The organism is Streptococcus sp. KCJ4932, assembly GCF_004352745.1.
GTDB classification, from domain to species: domain Bacteria; phylum Bacillota; class Bacilli; order Lactobacillales; family Streptococcaceae; genus Streptococcus; species Streptococcus ruminicola.
Window position 1 is genome coordinate 1 of record NZ_SJWW01000018.1, and the last position, 23191, is coordinate 23191.

Sequence of the window (23191 nt, forward strand, 5' to 3'; positions counted from 1 at the left end):
CGTCGTAATGACTTCCGCAATGACGGTTTTTGTACTCTCAAGATTTAAGTAACCGTAAAACATTCATTTTTACAATAATCATCAGGCAGTGGTTTTTGTACTCTCAAGATTTAAGTAACCGTAAAACATTACAGGTTGAAAGGAAAAGTTATGGCTGGTTTTTGTACTCTCAAGATTTAAGTAACCGTAAAACAACTGCGTCGTAATGACTTCCGCAATGACGGTTTTTGTACTCTCAAGATTTAAGTAACCGTAAAACATTCATTTTTACAATAATCATCAGGCAGTGGTTTTTGTACTCTCAAGATTTAAGTAACCGTAAAACCTTGACCGTGAACGTATAGGACGCTCGGTAGTTTTTGTACTCTCAAGATTTAAGTAACCGTAAAACATGTCTAACTTATACTTACCCTTATCGATAGTTTTTGTACTCTCAAGATTTAAGTAACCGTAAAACTCAGGCATTCGCTTGTGGTTATGACAACGGGTTTTTGTACTCTCAAGATTTAAGTAACCGTAAAACGAAGAAGGAGTGTTCTAACCACCTCCAAACGTTTTTGTACTCTCAAGATTTAAGTAACCGTAAAACTTCAGCTTTGCAAACTGCAATGAAGGAAGAGTTTTTGTACTCTCAAGATTTAAGTAACCGTAAAACAGGATGCATACGTCAATTACGAAATCAAGCGTTTTTGTACTCTCAAGATTTAAGTAACCGTAAAACCTAAGTCTACCGCGCCACCTCCAAGAGACCGTTTTTGTACTCTCAAGATTTAAGTAACCGTAAAACATGGTGGTCTTGTTAAAAGTAAGAAGACTGGTTTTTGTACTCTCAAGATTTAAGTAACCGTAAAACAAAATAGTTGTCTCCTCACATTGTAGCATGGTTTTTGTACTCTCAAGATTTAAGTAACCGTAAAACAAAATAAACATGGAACCTATTGAAGGAACTGTTTTTGTACTCTCAAGATTTAAGTAACCGTAAAACCAGATTGAATACATTGGAAAACAAATTTAAGTTTTTGTACTCTCAAGATTTAAGTAACCGTAAAACTCCAAGTAATACGTTCACGTTTTTCGACAGGTTTTTGTACTCTCAAGATTTAAGTAACCGTAAAACCATTTGCGAACGAAGTTTACATCGTAGCTTGTTTTTGTACTCTCAAGATTTAAGTAACCGTAAAACAAAATTAAAATGAAAAACTTTGATATTTACGTTTTTGTACTCTCAAGATTTAAGTAACCGTAAAACCTGCTTCTGTAGCTTTAGGTAATATTGCGTTTTTGTACTCTCAAGATTTAAGTAACCGTAAAACGTCCTGGCTTCATATTTCACAAGTTGACCGGTTTTTGTACTCTCAAGATTTAAGTAACCGTAAAACTTTGGTTTCCATTTATATTGATAAATTTCAGTTTTTGTACTCTCAAGATTAAAAACCACTAAAACACCAAAACCACCTAGAAATTTCCAGGTGGTTTTTCCTATATGGGTCATAGGTTTGCTAGGTTAGATTGGCTTAGTCATTCAGATGGTCGATGGCATACTGAGCTTCTTCGGTGGTGAATTTTGCGCCGTGTTCAGAAGTGAGTTGTTCGTAGATTTCATCTGATGACAAGTCTAGTGTTTTCTTATAACTTTTTGCTTTTTCCAAGGCAGCTTTCTTATAGTCTAATTTGGCATGGTCAATAGCGTACTGAGCTTGCTCAGCAGTGAATTTATCGCCATTTTCGTTAGACAATTGGTCGTAGATGCCTTGTTTTGACATGTGCATAATCTTGTAATAGCTCTTTGCTCTTTTTAGTGCAGCCTTTTTGTAATTAGCTTTCAAATGGTCAACGGCATATTGAGCATCTTTGGCAGAATATTTTTCAACATCTGATGTCAATTGGTCGTAAATGCCTAATTTTGACATGTTCATGAGCTTGTAGTACTTTTCAGCCTTGCTTAGAGCTTTTTTCTGGCTACTAGTCGCTGCAGCGTAGACGACATGGGGTTGCGAGACAAGTGGTGGACTTGTTACGAAAAAACTAGACATTCCTAATAGTGCCGTAGCACAGGCAATAATCATTGTTCTCTTTTTCATGATGTTCTCCTTATCAACGGTTAAGTGTGTGAGATAGGATAATACAGTTTAAAATGAAGTGTGGAAGTAAGTTATTTGTCTAATTTTCACTTAAATGATAGCGCTTTATTTACAAAATGTAAAGAAATTTGAGGCTCTTTTTAATAAGTGATTTTCCTTGCTTTTATCGCTTGTTACAAACTTTTTATAGCACCCAAGGTGTTTATTTGTTATAATAGAAATAATGAATAATTGTATAGGATTATAGGATAGATGGATATTCAAGAATTAAAAAAACGACAAGAAAAGATTCGCAATTTCTCAATTATTGCGCATATTGACCACGGGAAGTCAACTTTGGCTGACCGTATTTTGGAAAAGACTGAAACAGTTTCTAGTCGTGAAATGCAAGCTCAACTCTTGGATAGCATGGATTTGGAGCGTGAACGTGGTATCACAATCAAATTGAATGCTATCGAGTTGAACTACACAGCTAAAGACGGTGAAACTTACATTTTCCACTTGATTGATACACCGGGGCACGTTGACTTTTCATACGAAGTGTCACGTTCTCTAGCGGCATGTGAAGGGGCAATTTTGGTTGTCGATGCGGCACAAGGTATTGAAGCTCAAACTCTTGCTAATGTGTATTTAGCCCTTGATAATGATTTGGAAATCTTGCCAGTCATTAACAAGATTGACTTGCCAGCAGCTGACCCTGAACGTGTACGTCAAGAAATCGAAGATGTTATCGGACTTGATGCGTCAGAAGCAGTACTTGCCTCAGCTAAAGCTGGTATCGGGATTGAAGAAATCCTTGAACAAATCGTTGAGTACGTGCCAGCGCCAGCAGGAGATGTTGAAGCACCACTTCAAGCGCTTATCTTTGACTCTGTTTACGATGCTTATCGTGGAGTTATCCTTCAAGTACGTATCGTCAATGGTATGGTGAAACCTGGAGATACTATTCAATTGATGTCAAATGGCAAAACATTTGATGTTACAGAAGTTGGTATTTTCACACCAAAAGCAGTTGGACGTGATTTCCTAGCAACTGGTGACGTTGGTTATATCGCAGCTTCAATTAAGACAGTTGCAGATACTCGTGTGGGTGATACAGTTACGCTTGCGGATAATCCAGCAGCAGAACCACTTCATGGTTACAAACAAATGAATCCGATGGTCTTTGCTGGTCTTTACCCAATCGAATCAAATAAATACAATGACCTTCGTGAAGCACTTGAAAAACTTCAATTGAACGATGCTAGTCTTCAATTCGAGCCAGAAACATCACAAGCTCTTGGATTTGGTTTCCGCTGTGGTTTCTTGGGACTTCTTCACATGGACGTTATCCAAGAACGTTTGGAACGTGAGTTTAACATTGACTTGATCATGACAGCACCATCTGTTGTATACCATGTCAATACGACTGATGGAGACATGCTTGAAGTGTCAAATCCATCTGAGTTCCCAGACCCAACTAAGGTTGCAAGTATCGAAGAACCATATGTTAAAGCACAAATCATGGTTCCGCAAGAATTTGTTGGAGCGGTTATGGAACTTGCGCAACGCAAACGTGGTGATTTTGTGACAATGGATTACATCGATGAAAATCGTGTTAATGTCATTTACCAAATTCCGCTTGCTGAAATTGTCTTTGATTTCTTTGATAAATTGAAATCATCAACACGTGGATATGCTAGCTTTGATTACGAAATTTCAGAATACCGTAAATCTAAATTGGTTAAAATGGATATTCTCCTTAACGGTGATAAAGTCGATGCCCTTAGCTTCATTGTTCACAATGAATTTGCCTATGAACGTGGTAAATTAATCGTTGAAAAATTGAAGAAAATCATTCCACGTCAACAATTCGAAGTGCCAATTCAAGCGGCTATCGGTCAAAAAATCGTGGCTCGTTCAGATATTAAAGCCCTTCGTAAAAACGTTTTGGCGAAATGTTATGGTGGTGACGTTTCTCGTAAACGTAAATTGCTTGAAAAACAAAAAGCAGGTAAAAAACGTATGAAAGCTATCGGTTCTGTTGAAGTGCCACAAGAAGCCTTCTTGTCAGTTCTTTCAATGGATGACGAAAGCAGCAAAAAATAAAACATAAACAGCTGAAAGAATTTCTTTCAGTTGTTTTTCTTGTAAATTTTGACCATAAAAATCGTAAAAAGAGAATTATTAGAGAGTTGTGCAAATTTTCAGTATTTTTATGGTACAATAGAATTAAAACTAAACCGTGGGAGAGTTGTATGAAATTATTGACAAATGTGTCACAGTTACAAGGAACTTTGCGTGTTCCTGGCGATAAATCTATCAGTCACCGTTCAATCATGTTCGGAAGTCTTGCTAAGGGGAAAACAACTGTTCGCGATATTTTGCGTGGTGAAGATGTTTTGTCAACCATGCAAGTTTTTCGTGATTTAGGGGTTGATATCCAAGATGATGGTGACCTTGTTACCATTACTGGTGTTGGTTTTGATGGGCTTAAAGCACCTCAAAATAAACTTGATATGGGAAATTCAGGGACATCAATTCGCTTGATTTCAGGTGTTTTGGCTGGGCAAGATTTCACTGTTGAGATGTTTGGAGATGATAGTTTGTCAAAACGTCCGATGGACCGTGTGACGATTCCACTTCGTCAAATGGGGGTAGAGGTTTCTGGTCAGACTGAGCGTGATTTACCACCGCTTGTCATGCACGGAAGTAAGAACCTTAAGCCAATTCATTATCAACTTCCTGTGGCTTCTGCTCAGGTAAAATCAGCTCTTATCTTTGCGGCTTTGCAAGCTGACGGTGAATCAGTCATCATTGAAAAAGAAAAGACACGTAATCACACCGAAGACATGATTGTCCAATTTGGCGGAAAAATTGATGTCAATGGCAAAGAAATCCGCATCAAAGGTGGTCAAGAATTTACTGGTCAAGATGTGGTCGTTCCAGGTGATATTTCTTCAGCAGCTTTCTGGCTAGTAGCAGGGCTTATTGTTCCAAATGCTAAAGTGGTGCTTGAAAATGTCGGAATCAATGAAACACGTACAGGTATTTTAGATGTCATTGAAGCAATGGGTGGAAAAATGACTATTTCAGATGTTGATGACGTTGCCAAATCAGCAACAATTACGGTTGAAACATCTGAACTTCACGGAACTGAAATTGGTGGTGAAATCATTCCACGCTTGATTGATGAATTGCCGATTATTGCGCTTCTTGCTACACAAGCAAATGGCACAACAGTCATTCGTGATGCAGAAGAATTAAAAGTTAAAGAAACAGACCGTATTCAGGTAGTTGCGGATGCTCTTAACGCTATGGGAGCTGACATCACACCAACAGATGACGGTATGATTATCAAAGGAAAAACACCGCTTCATGGTGCTAAAATCAATACCTTCGGTGACCACCGTATCGGTATGATGGCGGCAATTGCTGCGCTTTTGGTGTCAGAGGGTGATGTTGAGTTAGAGCGCGCAGAAGCAATCAACACAAGCTACCCAAGCTTCTTTAGTGATTTGGAGGTCTTGTCACATGGCTAGAATTATTATTGGATTTATGGGATCTGGAAAATCAACCATTTCCTCACTTTTAGATAAAGATTATATCGACATGGATGCTTTGATTACAGAGCGTATTGGCATGTCAATTGCGGACTTTTTTGAAAAAGAAGGCGAAGCAAAATTCCGTGAGATTGAATCACAGGTCTTAGCTGAATTGGCGAATTCTGACCACGTCATTTCAACTGGTGGTGGAGTTGTGATTAATCCGATTAATCGTAAAATTTTAGCAAAAAATCCTGAAACGATTTATCTTAAAGCTGATTTTGACACGCTTTATGATCGTATTAAAAATGATACAAAGAATGTCCGTCCTTTATTTGTTAATAATAGTAAAGAAGATTTCAAAGCTATCTTTGATGGACGTCAAGAGATGTATGAGGCTGCAGCCAATCGTATTATCGAAGTTGCTGGAAAAACACCGGAAGAAATTATTGAGGAAATTGGATGAAAGTTGGCTATTTAGGACCGAATGGTTCTTTTACGCACAATGTTGCTGTTAAGGCATTCCCAGAAGCTGATAGGGTGCCTTTTGCAAATATCACAGAAGTGATTAAGTCTTACGAAGAAGGTCTAGTGGATTACGCCATTATTCCTGTTGAAAATTCCATTGAAGGGTCAGTTCATGAAACCTTGGACTACCTTTTTCATCAAGCAAAAATTGAAGCGGTTGCTGAAATGATTCAACCCATTAAGCAACAACTTTTAGCGACTTCGAAAGATAAGAAAATCGAAAAGATTTTCTCACATCCTCAGGCCATTGCTCAAGGGAAAAAATATATCAAAGCGCATTATCCGAATGCACAAATCGAGATGACAGCAAGCACGGCTTATGCAGCACGTTTTATTGCTGAAAACCCTGCTGAGCCATTTGCAGCGATTGCTCCAGTTGCTGCCGCAAAAGAATATGGCTTAGAGATTATCGCCAAAGACATCCAAGAAATGGATGAAAACTACACGCGCTTTTGGGTGCTTGGTCGAAAGAAATACGCTTTTAAATTGTTTAAGTGTCAACAAAAAGTGTCTCTTGCTTTGACTCTGCCAGATAATCTTCCAGGGGCACTTTATAAGGCTTTGTCTGTGTTTGCATGGCGCGGAATTAACTTGACTAAAATCGAAAGTCGTCCTTTGAAGACAGCTCTTGGAGAGTACTTTTTCATCGTTGATATTGATAATACCAATGAAGCTCTAGTCACTTTTGCGCTGGAAGAATTGCATTTGTTGGGGATTGATTATAAAATGCTCGGAAATTACGACGTTTACAAGTTATGATTTCGTTCTAATGTCTTTTTTTAGTATAATAATAGTATAGTCGTTTCGTTAAACTTGTACTGACTTTAGTATAGCTAGATTGAAAGAGTGGTATGAGATATGGCACAAGATAAATTAAGTCGACACGAAGAATTAAGATATGAGTACCTTTTGGGAAATTTAGAATATCTAAATCCGCAACAAAAGGAAGAATTTGGTTATCTCTATCATAAAAAGCAGATGAGTATGCAAGAGATGTCATCTGGATATCCTTCGTCTGCCAATAAAGAGCCAAATTATGAGCGTTATGACGATTATGGCGACTATTACGAGTATTATGATTACTACGATGACGACTATGACGATGATTATGATGCCTATGTGACTTATGATGAATACGACGATTATGATGATTATGATAATCAAGTCACTTCACAAGGTCTGCCGAAATACCCGAAGGAAAAAAAGTCACGTCCTTCAAAGCGAAAGAAAAAGGCAAAAAAGCAAACTTCTTATTTAGATTATTACGAAGGAATAGCACACGAAGAACCTAAGGTGACCAAAGCAAAGAAGCCCAAAAAGAAGAACCATAAAAAACGTTTTAAGCATTTTTTGCAATTTTGTGGTTTCTTAGTTGTTATCGTTATGATTGGCATGGTTTACATGTTTTATCATGGGGTTCACGAAGTTTCTAGTGGCGAGACGAATTATTCTGCTGCAGTGGTAGAACCTTTTAACGGTCAAGATAGTCATGACGGAACTAATATTTTGATTCTTGGTAGTGATAAGCGGATTTCGCAAGGCTCATCTGATGCTAGAACAGATACCATTATGGTTTTAAACATCGGCAACAAAGAAGGAAAAGTAAAGCTAGTTAGCTTTATGCGCGATACTCTTGTCAATATTAACGGTGTCAGCTATAACGACTATGCTAATGACCAAAAGCTAAATGTGGCCTTTAACATTGGCGAACAAGATGATCGTCAAGGTGCTGAGTTCATGCGTAAAACTTTGAAGGATAATTTTGATATTAACGTCAAGTATTATGTCATGGTTGATTTTGAAACCTTCGCAGAAGCTATCAATACGCTCTTTCCAAAAGGCGTTGAGATAGATGCCAAGTTTGGTACGGTTGATGGTCAAGAGGTGTCATCAGTAGAAGTGCCAGATGACCTTAACATGCAAGCAGATGGTAGTGTCCCTAATCAGACCATTGAAGTTGGTCAACAACGTATGGATGGACGGACTTTGCTAAATTATGCGCGTTTTCGTAAGGATGATGACGGCGATTATGGTCGTACACAACGCCAGCAACAAGTCATCTCAGCAATCGTCAATCAAATTAAAGACCCTTCAAAACTTTTCACAGGCTCAGCAGCTATCGGTAAAATTTATGCCCTTACTTCAACCAATATTTCTTATCCATTTCTTGTTAAAGAAGGCTTGGGTGTGGTGACAAGTGGTCAAAAAGGAATTGAGCAAAAGACAGTTCCTGCAGAAGGCGACTGGACAGATGATTATGATATGTATGGCGGTCTTGGAATTGCCATTGATTTCAATAAATACCAAAAAGAGTTGAAGGACCTTGGGCTACGTTAATAATATGATATAATAGAGAGGCAGTTAAGCTTCTCTATTTTTTATAGGGAAGAAACCGAGAATAAGATATTACTGATGGCTTATATAAGTCAAGCATGAAAGGAAAATATGTTAGAAAAAAATAGCATTGTAGAGGTTGAAATCACAGATTTATCACACGAAGGAGCAGGGGTTGCCAAAGTTGATGGCTTCGTCTTTTTTGTTGAAAATGCTCTTCCAGGTGAAAAAATCAAGATGCGCGTCTTGAAAGTGAAGAAAAATATTGGTTTTGGTAAGGTTGAAGAATACCTCACCATTTCTGAACACCGTAACCAAGATTTGAATGTGGATTACTTGCGTACAGGAATCGCGGATTTTGGACATTTGGCTTACGCTGAACAATTGAAATTTAAACGCAAACAAGTTGCTGATAATTTGTATAAAACAGCTGGTATTTCAGATGTTGAAGTGGCTGAGACACTTGGAATGGAGCATCCATACGCCTATCGTAACAAAGCGCAAGTGCCAGTTCGCCGTGTTAATGGACAACTGGAAACTGGTTTCTTCCGCAAACATTCACACGATTTGATGCCAATTTCTGATTTTTACATTCAAAATAAAGAAATTGACCGTTTAATCAATTTCACACGTGATTTGCTTCGTCGTTTTGACCTTAAACCATACGATGAAAAAGAACAAACTGGTTTAATTCGTAACTTGGTGGTTCGTCGTGGACATTATTCTGGTGAGATGATGCTTGTCTTTGTCACAACACGTCCGAAAATTTTCCGCATCGAGCAAATCATCGAAAAAATTGTTGCAGAATTTCCAGCGGTAAAATCAATCGTCCAAAATATCAACGATAAAAACACCAATGCGATTTTTGGTAATGACTTTAGAACGCTTTATGGAAAAGATACGATTGTTGATAGCATGCTTGGTAATCAATATGAAATTTCAGCGCGTTCATTCTACCAAGTGAACACTGAAATGGCTGAAAAACTTTACCAAACTGCTATTGATTTTTCAGATTTGACGGCTGATGACATCGTGATTGATGCTTATTCTGGTATTGGAACTATCGGGCTTTCATTTGCCAAAAATGTTAAAGCAGTTTATGGTGTTGAAGTGATTGAAGAAGCGGTTGAAGATGCTAAACGCAATGCTGCACTTAATGGCATTACTAATGCGCATTATGTGGCTGATTCTGCAGAGCATGCCATGGCGACATGGAGCAAAAATGGTATCAAACCAAGCGTTATTTTGGTTGACCCACCACGTAAAGGCTTGACAGAAAACTTTATCAAAGCAAGCGTAGCCATGCAACCAGAAAAAGTCACTTACATCTCATGTAACCCAGCAACTATGGCGCGTGACATCAAACTTTACCAAGAACTTGGCTACAAACTCCAAAAAGTACAGCCGGTGGATTTGTTCCCGAACACGCACCATGTTGAGACAGTCTGTCTGCTGTCAAGAAAAGACAAATAAACAACTGAAAAACGTTGAAATCAAGGGATTCCGTGCGAAGGTCCATTATTGGTAACCTCCTGGAATCCTTTTTTAGTTGGTTTTGACAGTAGCTCTGTAGTCTGGTTGTAGGTAGGGTGGAGTTCAGAAACTACTTTTGAAGGTGTTGAGTGCATAGGACTATTGTAGATAAATTTAAAGGAGAGATTCCTAAGTTCAATTTAAACTTAAGAATCTCTCCTTTTATAGTGTTAAAAATAAATGTTGCTTACAAGAAGGCTAGTAGAAAAGGTCACAATTCTTGATGAGAAGATAGTAGTAACCCTTAAATCGGGAATGGAAATGGAAGTTGAAGCATAAAACAGATAAAGGCACCTTGCAGAAATGCAGGGTGTTTTTTCGTTCATAGTTTGTTAATGAAACACTTGCATCGGTATGATATAATGGTTAAGAGAACAGAAAACTTGAATTTGTGGAGATGATAAGATGGTCAATATTACAGATGTAAAACAGATTCTTCAACTCGCGATAGATGCCGAGATTAAAGTCTTTCTTGATGGTGGCTGGGGGGTAGATGCGTTGCTTGGACATCAGTCAAGAGTCCATAACGATATTGATATTTTTGTAGAAAAGAAAGATTATCAGAACTTTATAGAGATAATGAAAGCTAATGACTTTTATGAGATTAAGATGGAATATACAACATTGAACCATACTGTATGGAAAGATGCGAAAAACAGGATTGTTGATTTGCATTGTTTTGAATATACGGGCGAAGGTGAAATTCTTTATGAGGGGGATAACTTTCCGGTAGAAACTTTTTCTGGTAAAGGAAAAATTGAGGAGATAGAGGTTTCTTGTATTGAACCATATAGTCAAGTAATGTTCCATTTGGGATATGAATTTGATGAAAATGATGTACATGATGTGAAGCTATTGTGTGAGACATTTCATATCGAAATTCCAAATGAGTATAGATAACTGTAAATTCAAATTTGTAGAGGTTATATTGTGATAAGAGCAGTCAAGGAAAATGATTTATCTGCTGTTATGCAGATATGGCTTGATATAAACATTAAAGCACATAGTTTCATATCAAAGCACTATTGGATGGATAATTATGATATGGTAAAAAAGATTCTTCCACAAGCAGAAATATATGTGTATGAAAACAATGGCACAAAAGAAATAGAAGGCTTTATTGGATTGACAGATAATTATATTGCGGGATTATTCGTAAAAGAAGATATGCAGTCGAAAGGCATTGGGAAACAACTATTGAATTATGCAAAAGGCATTAAATCCAATATGTATTTGAGCGTTTATAATAAGAATATCCGTGCAATTCAATTTTATCAGAGAGAACAATTTGTAGTTCAATCAGAAAACACGGATGATAATACCAACGAAAAAGAGTTGGTTCTGGCTTGGAGCCGATAGACAAATTCCAATTTATAGGGATGAGAAATTGATTATTAAATTAGGGGGCAGTATAATATGGATATGTTTCCGACAACAGGGAGAGTTGATATGTTTCCGTCAACTAGCAAAAGGCTATGACATCAATCCTATAAACTCGACTCATGTTGAGGCAGTATCACTGCTTGTACGAGTTGCTGAAACAGCGAAGTAGAAGCAGATGTTCTGCCCATGCGATAGCTGTCGTAGAATGAGGAGTTAGCGACGAAATGAAACGGTAACGGCGAACCGCTGAATGTGTAAGCTTACTAGTTAAAAACGCAGAATAAGAGTTTAGCTTGCATTTGATTTTTAAGGTAAGCTGTTTATGAAGATTTTTAAGATTTATGAAGGGGGATTTTATGGGACTACTTGATTTTTTCAAGAAAAAGAAGAGGTTGACTTCTAGAGATGTTTTAGATGATGAAAGTTACATTAAAGAGATTCGTCATTGCAGTCAAGAAGCTTGGCATCAGTATGACGTTTTGTTAGCTGCTCGTGGTTATGGTTGGAAAGGCATGGTTGATTGGGCTAGTTATATGAGCAAGGCTGATTTAATGAATATTTCTACCATTACTTACAGTTCACTACCTGGTTCTAAAGAGATTGAATGTATCGAAAGTTTTCGTCAGAATGGAAATGATTTTTTTAAAATGCAAGAGTTGAAAGATGAACAATCAAGTTTGGCAGTCGGTGGAGAAAGTAAAACCTTAAAAGTACCAATAAAAATCGTTTGGTTTAATCAAACAAGGACATTAAGATTTTTTACGTTGTTTCTTGATGATGAAAAACTTATGGAGCGCTACATTGAAACAATGATTCGTAGAACATTTTTAACTGCGGACGCTATGAAATTAGCCAAAAGTGGCAGAATTGATTAGGAAGTTTTAAAAATACAATGAAACTCAAAGAAATAATTGATGATACTGAGAAACAAGATATAACACGTTTTATTTTAGAAGCTTTGCCTGAATGGTTTGGAATTTCTGAAGCGCGTGAGAACTACATCAAAGAAAGTGCAAAGTGCCCATTTATAGCTGCTTATGATAAAAAACACCCAGTTGGTTTTGTTTATTTGAAAGAAACTGGAAGAGATACAGTTGAGCTATTTGTAATGGGAGTTTTGAAAAAATATCACCGACAGGGTGTTGGAAAAACTCTTGTTTTGAAAGCTAAAGAGATTGCTACCGAAAAAGGTTACACTTTTCTTCAAGTCAAAACGGTTCAAATGGGAAAATACGATATTTATGATAGCACAAATCGTTTCTATCTTTCACTTGGTTTTAAGGAATTTGAGGTATTTCCAACATTGTGGGATGAGCAAAATCCTTGTCAAATCTATCTTATGTCTTTAAAATAACTTTTTAAGTTTTGCATATTCACTTTACTAATAAAAACATTACCCCCATCAAATAAAACCAAAAGTATGGTAATATGATAACAGGTACTTGATTAGTTGTGCTGTGTTATTATTTTACCTAGGACTTTTGTTTTTTTGTTAGCATTTTGGGGAGGAGATTGTGATGAAAGTTGTTGAAGTTGGTCAAGAAAATCAAGACGTTATCGTGTTACTTCACGGTGGCGGTTTGTCGTGGTGGCAATATCAAGCTCAGATGGATTTGCTGTGTGAAAACTATCATGTGGTTTTGCCAATTCTTGATGGACATGCTGGAAGTGATGCTGATTTTACAAGCATTGAAGATAATGCTAAGCGACTTCTGAATTATATTGATAAAACCTATGGTGGTTCAGTTTTTCTGATTGCTGGTTTGTCGCTTGGTGGTCAGATTCTTTTAGAAATGCTTGCTTTGCGAAAAGATATTTGTCAGTACGCTATTGTAGAAAGTGCTGCCATTATTCCAGATAAATTGAGAGCAGGTTTGGTCGCTCCGCTATTTTCGATGAGTTTTCCTTTGATTAAGAAGAAGTGGTTTGCAAAGATGCAGTTTCGCTACCTTGGCATTCGAGCTGATTTGTTTGAACACTATTATGAGGACACAGTGAAACTTTCTAAGCAAAATTTGATTGCTTTTACAAAAGCAAGTAGCTTGTATCAAGTAAAGAAAAATTTGAAGAATTCGTTAGCGCGTGTTCGCATTATTGTGGGAGAAAAAGAAACTAAAAAGATGCATGCTTCAGCAAGGTATTTACATGATCTTTTACCAGACAGTCGCTTGGAAATCAAAGCTGGTCTGGCTCACGGTCAATATGCGATTAACCAGCCAGATTTATATGTGAAAGAACTTTTTGAGAGTTTATGATTAAGGAGTGAACGATATGGCATCAAGTAAAGAATACTTAGCTTTTATATTGGACCAACTTTCAGAAATTCCAGAGATTTCCTACCGTTCAATGATGGGAGAATACATCCTTTATTACCGTGGTAAGGTCATTGGTGGGATTTATGACAATCGTTTCCTCGTTAAACCAACAAAATCAGCGCTAGCTATGCTACCAGAGGCTAAGATGGCATTACCTTATGAAGGTGCCAAGAAGATGCTTCTGGTTGATAAGCTTGATGATAAAGCATTTTTGGCACAATTATTGCAAGCAATAGCTGAGGAATTACCTGCCCCTAAGAAAAAAAGAAACTAGCCCATCAAAGGTTAGTTTTTCTTTTGTCATAATGACTTGATTTTGCTACAATGAAAACAAAGAGTGATAACGTTTTCTTGGGTGATTAGGAGGTATTGATTATGGAATACATCCAAGTGACAAAAGATAATTTAGAAAACGAGCATATTTGCTGTGCTATTTCTAACAACAAAGATGCTCAAGTCTCGTCTAAAAAAGCTTGGTTATCTGAGCGCTTTGATGATGGACTTGTTTTTCTAAAAAGTGTTGAACGTGGCAAGTGTTTTATCGAGTATATCCCTGCAGAAAAGGCTTGGAATCCCATTGAGGCAGAAGATTACATGTATATTGATTGTCTCTGGGTTTCGGGTTCTTTAAAAGGTCATGGTTATTCGACTGATTTGCTGGAGGCTTGTATCGCTGATAGCAAAGCAAAAGGGAAGAATGGCTTGTGTATCTTAGCAGCAGCTAAGAAGAAACCATTTCTTGCTGATCCAAAGTACCTAGCTTACAAAGGTTTTAAGGTGGCTGATGAAGCTGATAATGGCATTCAACTTTGGTATCTGCCGTTTTCCGATGATGCTAAAGTACCAAACTTTAAAGCTTGTGCCAAACACCCTCACATCGAAAAATCAGGTTATGTTTTGTATTACACCAGCCAATGTCCTTTCAATTCTAAGTATGTCCCAATCCTTGAAGAAACAGCTAAGCAAGAAGGGATTTCTTTTAAGGCTATTCAAATTACGGATAGGAAAACAGCGCAAGCTGCGCCGACACCCATAACGACCTACGCTCTTTTTTACAACGGGGATTATGTCACAAATGAGCAGATGAATGCCAAAAAATTTTTAAAACTCGTCTCAAAAGTTGAAGGATAATAATTTTTCACTAAAAGAGGTAAGTATGATTGAGTTGAAACCACTTGTTTCAAGTGACCGTGAACGATTTATTAAAGATAACCAAGAAGCTTTTAATTATGGAGCTTTAGAAGAATTTGGTCTTCGAGATGACCATTTTGAAGAAGATGGTCAAATCATCTCTCGAGAGACAATTGAAGAATCCATAGATAGTGGAGAAGCCTACCGTATCCTTGATGATGGAAAGGTTGTCGGTGGTGTTGTAGTCCGTATCGAGGGAGAGAGAGGAGATTTGGATTTGCTTTTTGTTTCTCCAAATGCCCACAGTAAGGGAGTTGGCTATGGCGCTTGGTGCCAAATTGAAAAGATGTTTCCTCAGGTGAAAATCTGGGAAACCGTGACGCCATATTTTGAAAAACGTAACATTCATTTTTATGTGAATCGCTGTGGGTTTAAGATTGTTGAATTCTTTAACAGCCATCACAAAGATCCAAATGATGATGAGGCTTCAGAAATGTTCCGATTTGAAAAGCACTTATAGTTTCAGATTTTAGGAGGGCAATATTATGACTAAAGGAAATGGTATTTTAATTGGTATGGGATTTGGAGTAGCCATTGGTGCAGGAATAGGTTTTCTAACACATAATATTGGACTTTGGATGTCACTTGGTATTGCCTTTGGGGTTATGGTTGGACTATTTATTGACAAAGATGACGATGATGAAGGCGAGTAATTTATCAGACGATTGAATCTATAAAGAATAAGATGTTAAACTGTAGCTTTTCTGGCTGCAGTTTTTGAATGTTTTAGAGGGTGACGTGAGATAAAAGCTAAAAAACAGTTGTTCTTTGTAAGTGCTGTCTTTTTGTGCTACAATGCAAGTATCATAATATTCTGATAATTCAAAAGGAGGTTTCTGGATGAAAACAGTACTTGTAACGGGTGGCACAGTTTTTGTTAGTAAATATACAGCGGCTTATTTTGCTAAAAAAGGCTATGACGTCTATGTGCTCAATCGAAATACCAAGACACAAGTCGAAGGCGTGACTGTGATTCAAGCTGATCGACATGATTTGGGTAATCGATTGAAGAGTCTCCATTTCGATATCGTTTTGGATGTGACAGCTTATAACGCTAATGACATTTCTTGTTTAGTAGAAGCAATAGGCTCATTTGAAACCTATATCATGATTAGTTCAAGTTCTGTTTATCCAGATGACGGCGCGCAACCATTTTTAGAAACCTCTCAACTTGGTGAAAATAAATTCTGGGGCCAGTATGGTCTAGATAAGATTGCAGCAGAAAAACGTTTGCTTGAGCTGGTTCCAGAAGCTTATATTTTACGTCCACCATATCTCTACGGACCGATGAATAATGTTTATCGCGAAGCTTTTGTCTTTGATTGTGCTAAGGATGATTTGCCATTTTATCTGCCACGCCACGGTGAATTAAAATTACAATTCTTTTATATTAAGGATTTGTGCCGCATGATGGAAGCTATTATTGAAAAGCGGCCAACAGAACACCTCTATAACGTAGGAAATACTGAAGTTATAAGTACTCGCCAGTGGGTGAAGCTCTGCTATGCTTGCAGCAATAAAATTCCAGAATTCATCGAAGTCTTTGATGAGGTCGATCAGCGCAATTACTTTAGTTTTTACGACTATGAGTTCTTTTTAGATGTCAAAAGGCAAGAGAAATTATTACCAGAGCTAACACCTCTAGAAATTGGCTTAAAAGAATCCTACACATGGTATGAAAACCACGTCTTCGACGTCAAAAAGAAACCATTTTTTGATTATATTGAAAAACATTTGAAGTAAGGGAGGGCGTTTATGAATCAAGAATTTTTAGAAGTCAGTGAATATATTGATTATCTTCATCCTGAAATTCAAAAACTTGCTCACCAATTAAAAAATGAGAGCATAGATGAAATAGACTTGGTAAAAAACACTTTTCATTTTGTGAGAGATGACATCCACCATTCGTGGGATGTTAAAGATAAGCGCGTGACAGTTTCAGCGAGTGATTGTCTCCGTGAAGGGGTTGGCATTTGTTGGGCAAAAGCTAATCTTTTAGCGGCACTACTTCGTGCTAATGGTATTCCATCAGGTTTTTCTTATCAGCGCTTGATACTTGGATCTACTCCAGATACGGGCTATTGTATCCATGCTCTTAATACTGTTTATCTTGATTCTTTAGGAAAATGGCTTCGCCTAGATGCTAGAGGAAATAAGAAAAATGTTCAAGCAGAGTTTTCGTTAGATGAGGAACGATTAGCTTTTTATCCAGATGCAGAAGGTGAGGTAGATTATCACGATAATCATGCAAAACCAGATCAAGGCTTGATGATGGTACTAGAAAAGAGTACAGATGCTATTGATATGTACCTGCATCATTTACCCGATAGATTAACTTGCGAAGTGAAGTAAGGGAGCGATATGTTATTTAAAAAAGTTAGTATTTCTGATATAGATATGTTGGTGTCAACACGGATTGAAGTGCTACGGGCGGCAAATCAATTAGAGCATTCCGTAGATTTAAGTCATTTGACTAAAAGTTCAAAAGAGTATTATCAAGAAGCTTTGTCCAATGGCAATCACACAGCATTTTTGGTTTATGATGCTGACAAGGTGGTTGCAACAGGAGCAATTTCTTACTATCGTGTTATGCCAACCTATCATAATCCGTCAGGAAAAAAAGCTTATATTATGAACATGTATGTGGCTCCAGAATATCGTAGACGAGGGATTGCGAGCAATTTATTGGATTTGTTGATTGCTGATTCAAGAGAACGTGGCATTGACTTCATCACGCTTGAAGCGACTCAAATGGGAAGAAAGCTTTATGAAAATTACGGCTTTTGTCAAATGAATGATGAAATGCAATTTATTATTCAAAATAAAGCGCGTGAGTAAGATAAGCGTACTTGTACGAAGAAACGAGGTTATCAGATGGCGGCAGATATTGATTATAAATCTATTCAAAATTTTAAATGTAGCGACTTAGAGCGTTTATTTCTTTCAGTAGAATGGTCCTCAGGTCATTTCCCTGAAAAGTTAGTCCTTGCCATGCAGAATTTTAAGACTGTCTATTCAGCTTGGGATGGAGAGAAGCTGGTAGGTATGATTTGTGTTATGGATGATGGCATCATGAATGCCTACATTCATTATTTGCTCGTTGATCCTGACTATCAAGGGCATACTATCGGAAGAAAACTGATTCAGATGGTAAAAGAAAAATACAAGTCTTTCATGCGAATTGCTGTGATTGGCTATAATAAGGAAATTGACTTTTATGAGAATTGTGGCTTTGTTAAAAGTGAAAATTGCTCACCACTTTTCATTACATCGCTATGGACTTAGTTTTGAGGATTAATCGGTGAGAAGGAATAACTGAATATCTAGTTAAATTAACAAGAGAAAGTCGCTGAAAGTTTGTCGCAGTTATCAAAAGTTAAGAATACTTATTTTAGAAATAAACGTCACTTTTTGATAGCGCTTACCAAAATCCTATGATATACTGAAAGTGTCTGATAGGAAGGGGTGTTTTTGATGCCAAATGAAACATTAGAAATTTATATGCAAAAGGCTATTGAAGAAGCTTATGATGGAATTCATAAGGGAGATGGTGGACCTTTTGGCTCAGTTGTTGTGAAAGACGGCGAAATCATTGGTAGTGGTCATAATATGGTAATCAGAAAAAATGATCCAACTGTCCATGGAGAATTGTTGGCAATTCGTGAAGCTAGTCAAAAGTTGAATAATTTTGATTTATCTGGATGTATTCTGGTATCAACTGGTGAACCAAGTTTGCTGAGTTTAGCAGCATGTCTTTGGGCAAACATTGATAAAATCTATTATGGCTGCTCAAATGATGATATTGCAAAAATTGGTTTTCGCAATGAAAAATTAGATGACATTGTTAATAGCTTGTCACATCTTCCTAAAAATTATTTAAACCAAATATGTCACGAAGAGTGTCTCAAGCTATTTGATGATTATCAAAAAATGAATCATGACCTTTATTAGATTGAAGGATTCAAGTTGTTATTAGCTGTAGCAAAATATGCTACAGTTTTTTTGTTAATAAAATGATATAATGACTGAGGTATTTTTATGGCAGGATTGGTTAGTAAAAAATCATTATTTTGCCAGTGTTATTCTGATTTGGTAACGCCATTAGCAACTCAAATTGCTCCCGCTCATACGGAGATTCACATTTTTTATGCTGAAAAAATGGGTAAGAAATATTTGAAATGTTATCAAAAACATTTTAAAAATCTAATCATTCACCTGAAGGTTGAAAATAATCTGAAAATTTACTTTTGAATTTTTGTGGATTTTCAAAAAACGCGGCTAAAACAGCGTACAGCGCTTACAATTTTAAATCAGAATGATTTTTGATTCAAAATCCAAAATCTGTAAGCTAGCGAAGCTAAAAACTAGCAAATAAAGCTAGTTTTTCCCTTGATATACCTAGAATTCTAACTTTCGGTGTGATAAAATGGTAGTATGAGTTCTCGTAAGCGTCTGAGAACAAATAAAAATAGGAGGAAAAGATGGACGCTTTTAAGTATATTAAGCCAAAACTGTTTAGTACTCTTAAAAATTATTCGGGTGCACAGTTTGCAAAAGACCTTGTTGCGGGGATTATTGTGGCGATCATTGCCCTACCATTGTCAATTGCTTTAGCGATTGCATCAGGTGTTAATCCAGAACAAGGTCTTTATACTGCAGTTGTCGCAGGTTTTTTTATTTCATTCTTAGGTGGTAGTCGTGTTCAAATCGGTGGACCGACCGCAGCATTCGTTGTTATCATCTACGGTATCATCGCTCAATATGGTATGGCAGGTCTTACCATTGCAACATTCTTAGCTGGTATTATGATGATTGTTATGGGGCTTCTTCGTTTTGGAGACTTGATTAAATTCATCCCTAAAACAATCACGGTTGGGTTCACATTAGGTATTGCTGTCGGAATCTTTGTTGGTCAATTAAAAGATTTCTTCGGACTAAGTATGGGGGCTGTTCCAGCTGAATTCGTTGAGAAAATGGTAGCTTATGCTCAACACATCAATACCATCAACTGGCCTACACTTTTGATTGGTATGATTGCTTTGCTTATCCAAATCTTCTGGCCACGTGTTTCTCAAAAAATCCCAGGTTCTCTTGTTGCTATTATCGTGACAACAGCTCTTGTTGGATTTGGTCACATGTCAGTTAAAACAATCGGTGACTTGTACACTATCAAAGCTGGTTTACCGTCATTTACAATGCCTGAATTGTCATTTGGTCTTATCCGTCAAATGATCTCACCAGCCTTTACAATTGCAATCTTGGCATCTATCGAATCACTTCTTTCATGTGTGGTTTCAGATGGTATGATTGGTAGTCACCACCGTTCAAATGCTGAATTGGTCGGACAAGGTGTTGGTAACATGATGTCTGCTCTATTTGGTGGTATCCCTGCTACAGGTGCTATCGCTCGTACAGCAGCCAACGTTAAAAATGGTGGTCGTACACCAATCGCTGGTATGACTCACGCTGTGACATTGCTCTTGATCCTCTTGTTCTTGATGCCTTACGCATCACTTATCCCAATGAGCTGTCTTGCTTCAATCTTGATTATGGTTGCCTATAACATGAGTGGATGGCGTACATTTGTTCACATGCTTAAAAAAGCACCTAAGAGTGATATTGCTGTCTTGGTGATTACACTTGTGTTGACAGTTTTCTTTGACCTTGTTGTAGCCATCGAATTTGGTATGGTTTTGGCTGCCTTCTTATTCCTTAAACGTATGTCAGACGTTGCCGCAGTTCGTCAATGGGTTGATAAAGATAGCCTTGATGATGCTGAACTTTCAGAAAACACTGATTTGAAACACGTTCCAAGTAATACAGTTGTTTATGAAATCTTCGGTTCATTGTTCTTCGGTGCAGCCAATGACTTCCTTAACTTCACTCATGAAGAAGGGAAAAATGTTTTGATTCTTCGTATGCGTAATGTGCCTGCTATGGATATTTCAGGACTTGAAGCTCTTGAAGAAACACTTGAAATCTGCAAAAAACGTGGCATGACATTGATTTTATCTCACGTTAACAAACAACCATATCGTGTGATGGAAAAAGCCGGCTTTATCGAAAAAGTTGGTCAAGAAAATCTTTGTGAAAATATTGATGCTTCACTAAAACGCGCAGCAACTTTAGCAAAATAATATAGATAAAAGGGTGTCCTTTGGGCATTCTTTTTTATTATAGTGTTAGTTTTTCTCACTTATTTTGCAGGAAAGAAGCGTAAAATTTTATGCTTTTATTTTTTAATCTTTGCTAAAAGTGAAAAATCAAGAATACCAGAAGTAGTGGGCTTTGCCATAAAAGTGCCTTAAAAGCCTGTATTTTCAAGTAATTTCACCATTTTTCAGTCATAAATGACATCTTGTTATCATAAAGTGAGTTTTTGAAATTTTTATTAATTTTAAAATTTTCTGTATTTTTAGAAAATAGTGTGTTATAATACCAGACATACCGAAAGAAAGTTTATGGTAGGAGGAAAAATTTTATGGAAAGTAAATCAACTTGGAAACGTGTTGGTTTGGGAGCGGTAAGTTTGGCTTCTGTCGCTCTATTGGCTGCATGTGGTGGCGGTAATAAATCAGCTGCCAACAAAAATGAAATCAATTGGTACACACCAACTGAAATCTTGTCGCTTGATATTTCAAAACACACTGACCAATATTCAGCCTTGGCAATCGGGAATTCATCAAGTAACCTTCTTCGTGTTGACAAAAAAGGTGAACCAAAACCTGACTTGGCAAAAAGTGTTGAAGTGTCAGAAGATGGTTTGACTTACACAGCAACTTTGCGCGATGGTCTTAAATGGTCTGATGGCAGTGCTTTGACAGCAGAAGATTTTGTTTACACATGGCAACGCATGGTTGATCCAAAAACAGCTTCTGAATATTCTTATCTAGCTGTTGAATCTCATTTGGAAAATGCTGACAAGATTAACTCAGGTGAACTTTCTGACCTTAACCAACTTGGCGTTAAGGCAGATGGCAACAAAGTTATCTTCACCCTTACAAGTCCATGTCCACAATTCAAATATTACCTTGCCTTTTCTAACTTCATGCCACAGAAAAAATCATTTGTTGAAAAAGAAGGCGATAAATACGCTACAACTTCTAAAGACCAAATCTACTCAGGTCCATATACTGTAAAAGGTTGGAACGGTAGTGACGGTAGCTTCAAACTTGTAAAAAATAAATACTACTGGAATGCTAAGAACGTTAAGACTGACAAAGTTAACCTTCAAGCAATCAAAAAAGCAGATACCGCTGTTCAAATGTATAAAAATGGTGAGCTAGACACAGCAAATATCTCAGCAACATCATCTATCTATAAAGCTAATAAAGGAAACAAAGATGCTGTTCCAGTACCAGAAGCTCGTATGACTTACATCGTTTATAACGAAACTGGTTCAGTAGCTCCTCTTGCCAATGAAAAAATCCGTCAAGCACTTAACCTAGCGACTGACCGTAAAGGAGTTGTTGAAGCAGCTATCGATACAGGATCAAAACCAGCCACAGCTCTTGCAACACCAGGACTTGCTAAATTAACTGATGGTACTGACCTTTCTAAATACGTTGAACCAGGTTACAAGTACGACGAAAAAGCTGCTGCTAAATTATTTAAAGAAGGCTTAGCTGATCTCGGTACAAACTCAGTTAAATTGACAGTGACTGCTGATTCAGATGACGCTGTTACAAAAGCAGCTGTTGACTACATCAAACAAAGTTGGGAAGAAGCTCTTCCAGGCTTGAAGATTGAAGAAAAATTTGTTACCTTCAAACAACGTCTTGAAGATACTAAGAACCAAAACTTTGAAGTTGCTCTTGTATCATGGGGTGGAGATTATCCAGAAGGATCAACATTCTATGGTTTATTCTCATCAGCATCAGCTTACAACTATGGTAAAGTATCAAGCCCAGAATTTGACCAAGCTTATAACAAAGCTTTGACAACTGATGCTTTGGATACTGATGCAGCAGCAGCGGATTATAAAGCAGCTGAAAAAGTCCTTTACGAAGGTGCACACTACAATCCAATTTACTTCCGTAGTACTGAATGGCTTCAAAATCCAGATCTTAAAAACCTTGTTCGTAACTCAACAGGTCTAACAGTGGACTTTAGCCATGCTTATAAAAAGTAAGCATTAGAATTTAGTTTAACCAAATAAGCTCAACTGATGTTTGGGCTTATTTTTTGTGTGATATTTATACTTTTTATGTAAAAAATATGTAAAACGATGTCAGCTTTTATACGCTGACAAATACTTTGAAAAGTATGATTATTTGAGTAATTAAAGCTCTAATAATCGCTG

General features: G+C 37.2%; 24 protein-coding genes and 1 CRISPR repeat array. Of the genes, 23 read left to right on the forward strand and 1 reads right to left on the reverse strand.

The window, feature by feature from the left end:
- Positions 1-25: 25 nt before the first annotated feature.
- A CRISPR array of direct repeats spans positions 26-1445; the repeat unit is 36 nt; unit sequence GTTTTTGTACTCTCAAGATTTAAGTAACCGTAAAAC.
- 69 nt (positions 1446-1514) lie between these two features.
- Positions 1515-2081 carry an Ltp family lipoprotein gene (locus E0E02_RS08070; RefSeq protein ID WP_133018315.1) on the reverse strand — a complete coding sequence of 189 codons (567 nt, stop codon included), beginning with the start codon at positions 2079-2081 and terminating at the stop codon, positions 1515-1517.
- A gap of 252 nt (positions 2082-2333) precedes the next feature.
- Here E0E02_RS08070 and lepA point away from each other — a divergent pair, with 252 nt between their 5' ends.
- From lepA to E0E02_RS08175, 23 genes are all read left to right on the forward strand, one after another.
- Complete coding sequence (lepA, locus tag E0E02_RS08075) at positions 2334-4169, forward strand: translation elongation factor 4 (RefSeq protein WP_020917052.1); 1836 nt, start codon at positions 2334-2336, stop codon at positions 4167-4169.
- Between the two features lie 149 nt (positions 4170-4318).
- Complete coding sequence (aroA, locus tag E0E02_RS08080; protein WP_133018316.1) at positions 4319-5602, forward strand: 3-phosphoshikimate 1-carboxyvinyltransferase; 1284 nt, start codon at positions 4319-4321, stop codon at positions 5600-5602.
- Positions 5595-6071: a shikimate kinase gene (locus E0E02_RS08085; protein ID WP_133018317.1), complete on the forward strand. Its 477-nt coding sequence runs from the start codon at positions 5595-5597 to the stop codon at positions 6069-6071. Before aroA ends, E0E02_RS08085 begins: the two co-directional genes overlap by 8 nt.
- The gene (gene pheA / locus E0E02_RS08090; protein WP_133018318.1) at positions 6068-6892 is read left to right on the forward strand and encodes a prephenate dehydratase; all 825 of its coding nucleotides are present in this window, start codon (positions 6068-6070) and stop codon (positions 6890-6892) included. Before E0E02_RS08085 ends, pheA begins: the two co-directional genes overlap by 4 nt.
- Positions 6893-6991: 99 nt before the next feature.
- A complete protein-coding gene (locus E0E02_RS08095; RefSeq protein WP_133018319.1) occupies positions 6992-8470 on the forward strand; it encodes an LCP family protein in 1479 nt (492 codons plus the stop codon).
- A 108-nt stretch (positions 8471-8578) separates the two neighbouring features.
- Positions 8579-9940: a 23S rRNA (uracil(1939)-C(5))-methyltransferase RlmD gene (gene rlmD, locus E0E02_RS08100; protein WP_133018320.1), complete on the forward strand. Its 1362-nt coding sequence runs from the start codon at positions 8579-8581 to the stop codon at positions 9938-9940.
- A gap of 465 nt (positions 9941-10405) precedes the next feature.
- Entirely contained in the window at positions 10406-10900 is a 495-nt protein-coding gene (gene lnu(C), locus E0E02_RS08105) for a lincosamide nucleotidyltransferase Lnu(C) (RefSeq protein WP_075720925.1), read from the forward strand.
- A gap of 30 nt (positions 10901-10930) precedes the next feature.
- The gene (locus E0E02_RS08110) at positions 10931-11359 is read left to right on the forward strand and encodes a GNAT family N-acetyltransferase (protein ID WP_125119338.1); all 429 of its coding nucleotides are present in this window, start codon (positions 10931-10933) and stop codon (positions 11357-11359) included.
- 380 nt (positions 11360-11739) lie between these two features.
- Positions 11740-12258, forward strand: a complete 519-nt coding sequence (locus E0E02_RS08115) for a hypothetical protein (RefSeq protein ID WP_133018321.1) — start codon at positions 11740-11742, stop codon at positions 12256-12258.
- A 17-nt stretch (positions 12259-12275) separates the two neighbouring features.
- Positions 12276-12737 (forward strand): GNAT family N-acetyltransferase, encoded by a 462-nt coding sequence (locus E0E02_RS08120; protein WP_133018322.1) that lies wholly within the window; start codon positions 12276-12278, stop codon positions 12735-12737.
- A 163-nt stretch (positions 12738-12900) separates the two neighbouring features.
- Positions 12901-13638, forward strand: coding sequence for an alpha/beta hydrolase (locus E0E02_RS08125; RefSeq protein ID WP_133018323.1), 738 nt, complete (start codon positions 12901-12903; stop codon positions 13636-13638).
- Positions 13639-13654: 16 nt separating this feature from the next.
- Positions 13655-13972 carry a TfoX/Sxy family protein gene (locus E0E02_RS08130; RefSeq protein ID WP_133018324.1) on the forward strand — a complete coding sequence of 106 codons (318 nt, stop codon included), beginning with the start codon at positions 13655-13657 and terminating at the stop codon, positions 13970-13972.
- Positions 13973-14073: 101 nt separating this feature from the next.
- A complete protein-coding gene (locus E0E02_RS08135; RefSeq protein ID WP_133018325.1) occupies positions 14074-14829 on the forward strand; it encodes a GNAT family N-acetyltransferase in 756 nt (251 codons plus the stop codon).
- A 25-nt stretch (positions 14830-14854) separates the two neighbouring features.
- Positions 14855-15349 carry a GNAT family N-acetyltransferase gene (locus E0E02_RS08140; protein ID WP_133018326.1) on the forward strand — a complete coding sequence of 165 codons (495 nt, stop codon included), beginning with the start codon at positions 14855-14857 and terminating at the stop codon, positions 15347-15349.
- 25 nt (positions 15350-15374) lie between these two features.
- Positions 15375-15542 (forward strand): hypothetical protein, encoded by a 168-nt coding sequence (locus E0E02_RS09455; protein ID WP_006532590.1) that lies wholly within the window; start codon positions 15375-15377, stop codon positions 15540-15542.
- 187 nt (positions 15543-15729) lie between these two features.
- Positions 15730-16632 carry an NAD-dependent epimerase/dehydratase family protein gene (locus E0E02_RS08145; RefSeq protein ID WP_074564001.1) on the forward strand — a complete coding sequence of 301 codons (903 nt, stop codon included), beginning with the start codon at positions 15730-15732 and terminating at the stop codon, positions 16630-16632.
- A gap of 12 nt (positions 16633-16644) precedes the next feature.
- A complete protein-coding gene (locus tag E0E02_RS08150; protein ID WP_133018327.1) occupies positions 16645-17241 on the forward strand; it encodes a transglutaminase family protein in 597 nt (198 codons plus the stop codon).
- Between the two features lie 9 nt (positions 17242-17250).
- Positions 17251-17727 (forward strand): GNAT family N-acetyltransferase, encoded by a 477-nt coding sequence (locus E0E02_RS08155; protein ID WP_074602335.1) that lies wholly within the window; start codon positions 17251-17253, stop codon positions 17725-17727.
- 36 nt (positions 17728-17763) lie between these two features.
- The gene (locus tag E0E02_RS08160) at positions 17764-18174 is read left to right on the forward strand and encodes a GNAT family N-acetyltransferase (protein WP_074563996.1); all 411 of its coding nucleotides are present in this window, start codon (positions 17764-17766) and stop codon (positions 18172-18174) included.
- A 189-nt stretch (positions 18175-18363) separates the two neighbouring features.
- Complete coding sequence (locus tag E0E02_RS08165; RefSeq protein ID WP_206282025.1) at positions 18364-18840, forward strand: nucleoside deaminase; 477 nt, start codon at positions 18364-18366, stop codon at positions 18838-18840.
- An 87-nt stretch (positions 18841-18927) separates the two neighbouring features.
- Positions 18928-19140 carry a hypothetical protein gene (locus tag E0E02_RS09460; protein WP_074626538.1) on the forward strand — a complete coding sequence of 71 codons (213 nt, stop codon included), beginning with the start codon at positions 18928-18930 and terminating at the stop codon, positions 19138-19140.
- A 230-nt stretch (positions 19141-19370) separates the two neighbouring features.
- Positions 19371-21026, forward strand: coding sequence for a sulfate permease (sulP, locus tag E0E02_RS08170; protein WP_133018328.1), 1656 nt, complete (start codon positions 19371-19373; stop codon positions 21024-21026).
- Between the two features lie 344 nt (positions 21027-21370).
- Positions 21371-23020 (forward strand): peptide ABC transporter substrate-binding protein, encoded by a 1650-nt coding sequence (locus E0E02_RS08175; RefSeq protein WP_074965217.1) that lies wholly within the window; start codon positions 21371-21373, stop codon positions 23018-23020.
- Positions 23021-23191 lie beyond the last annotated feature (171 nt).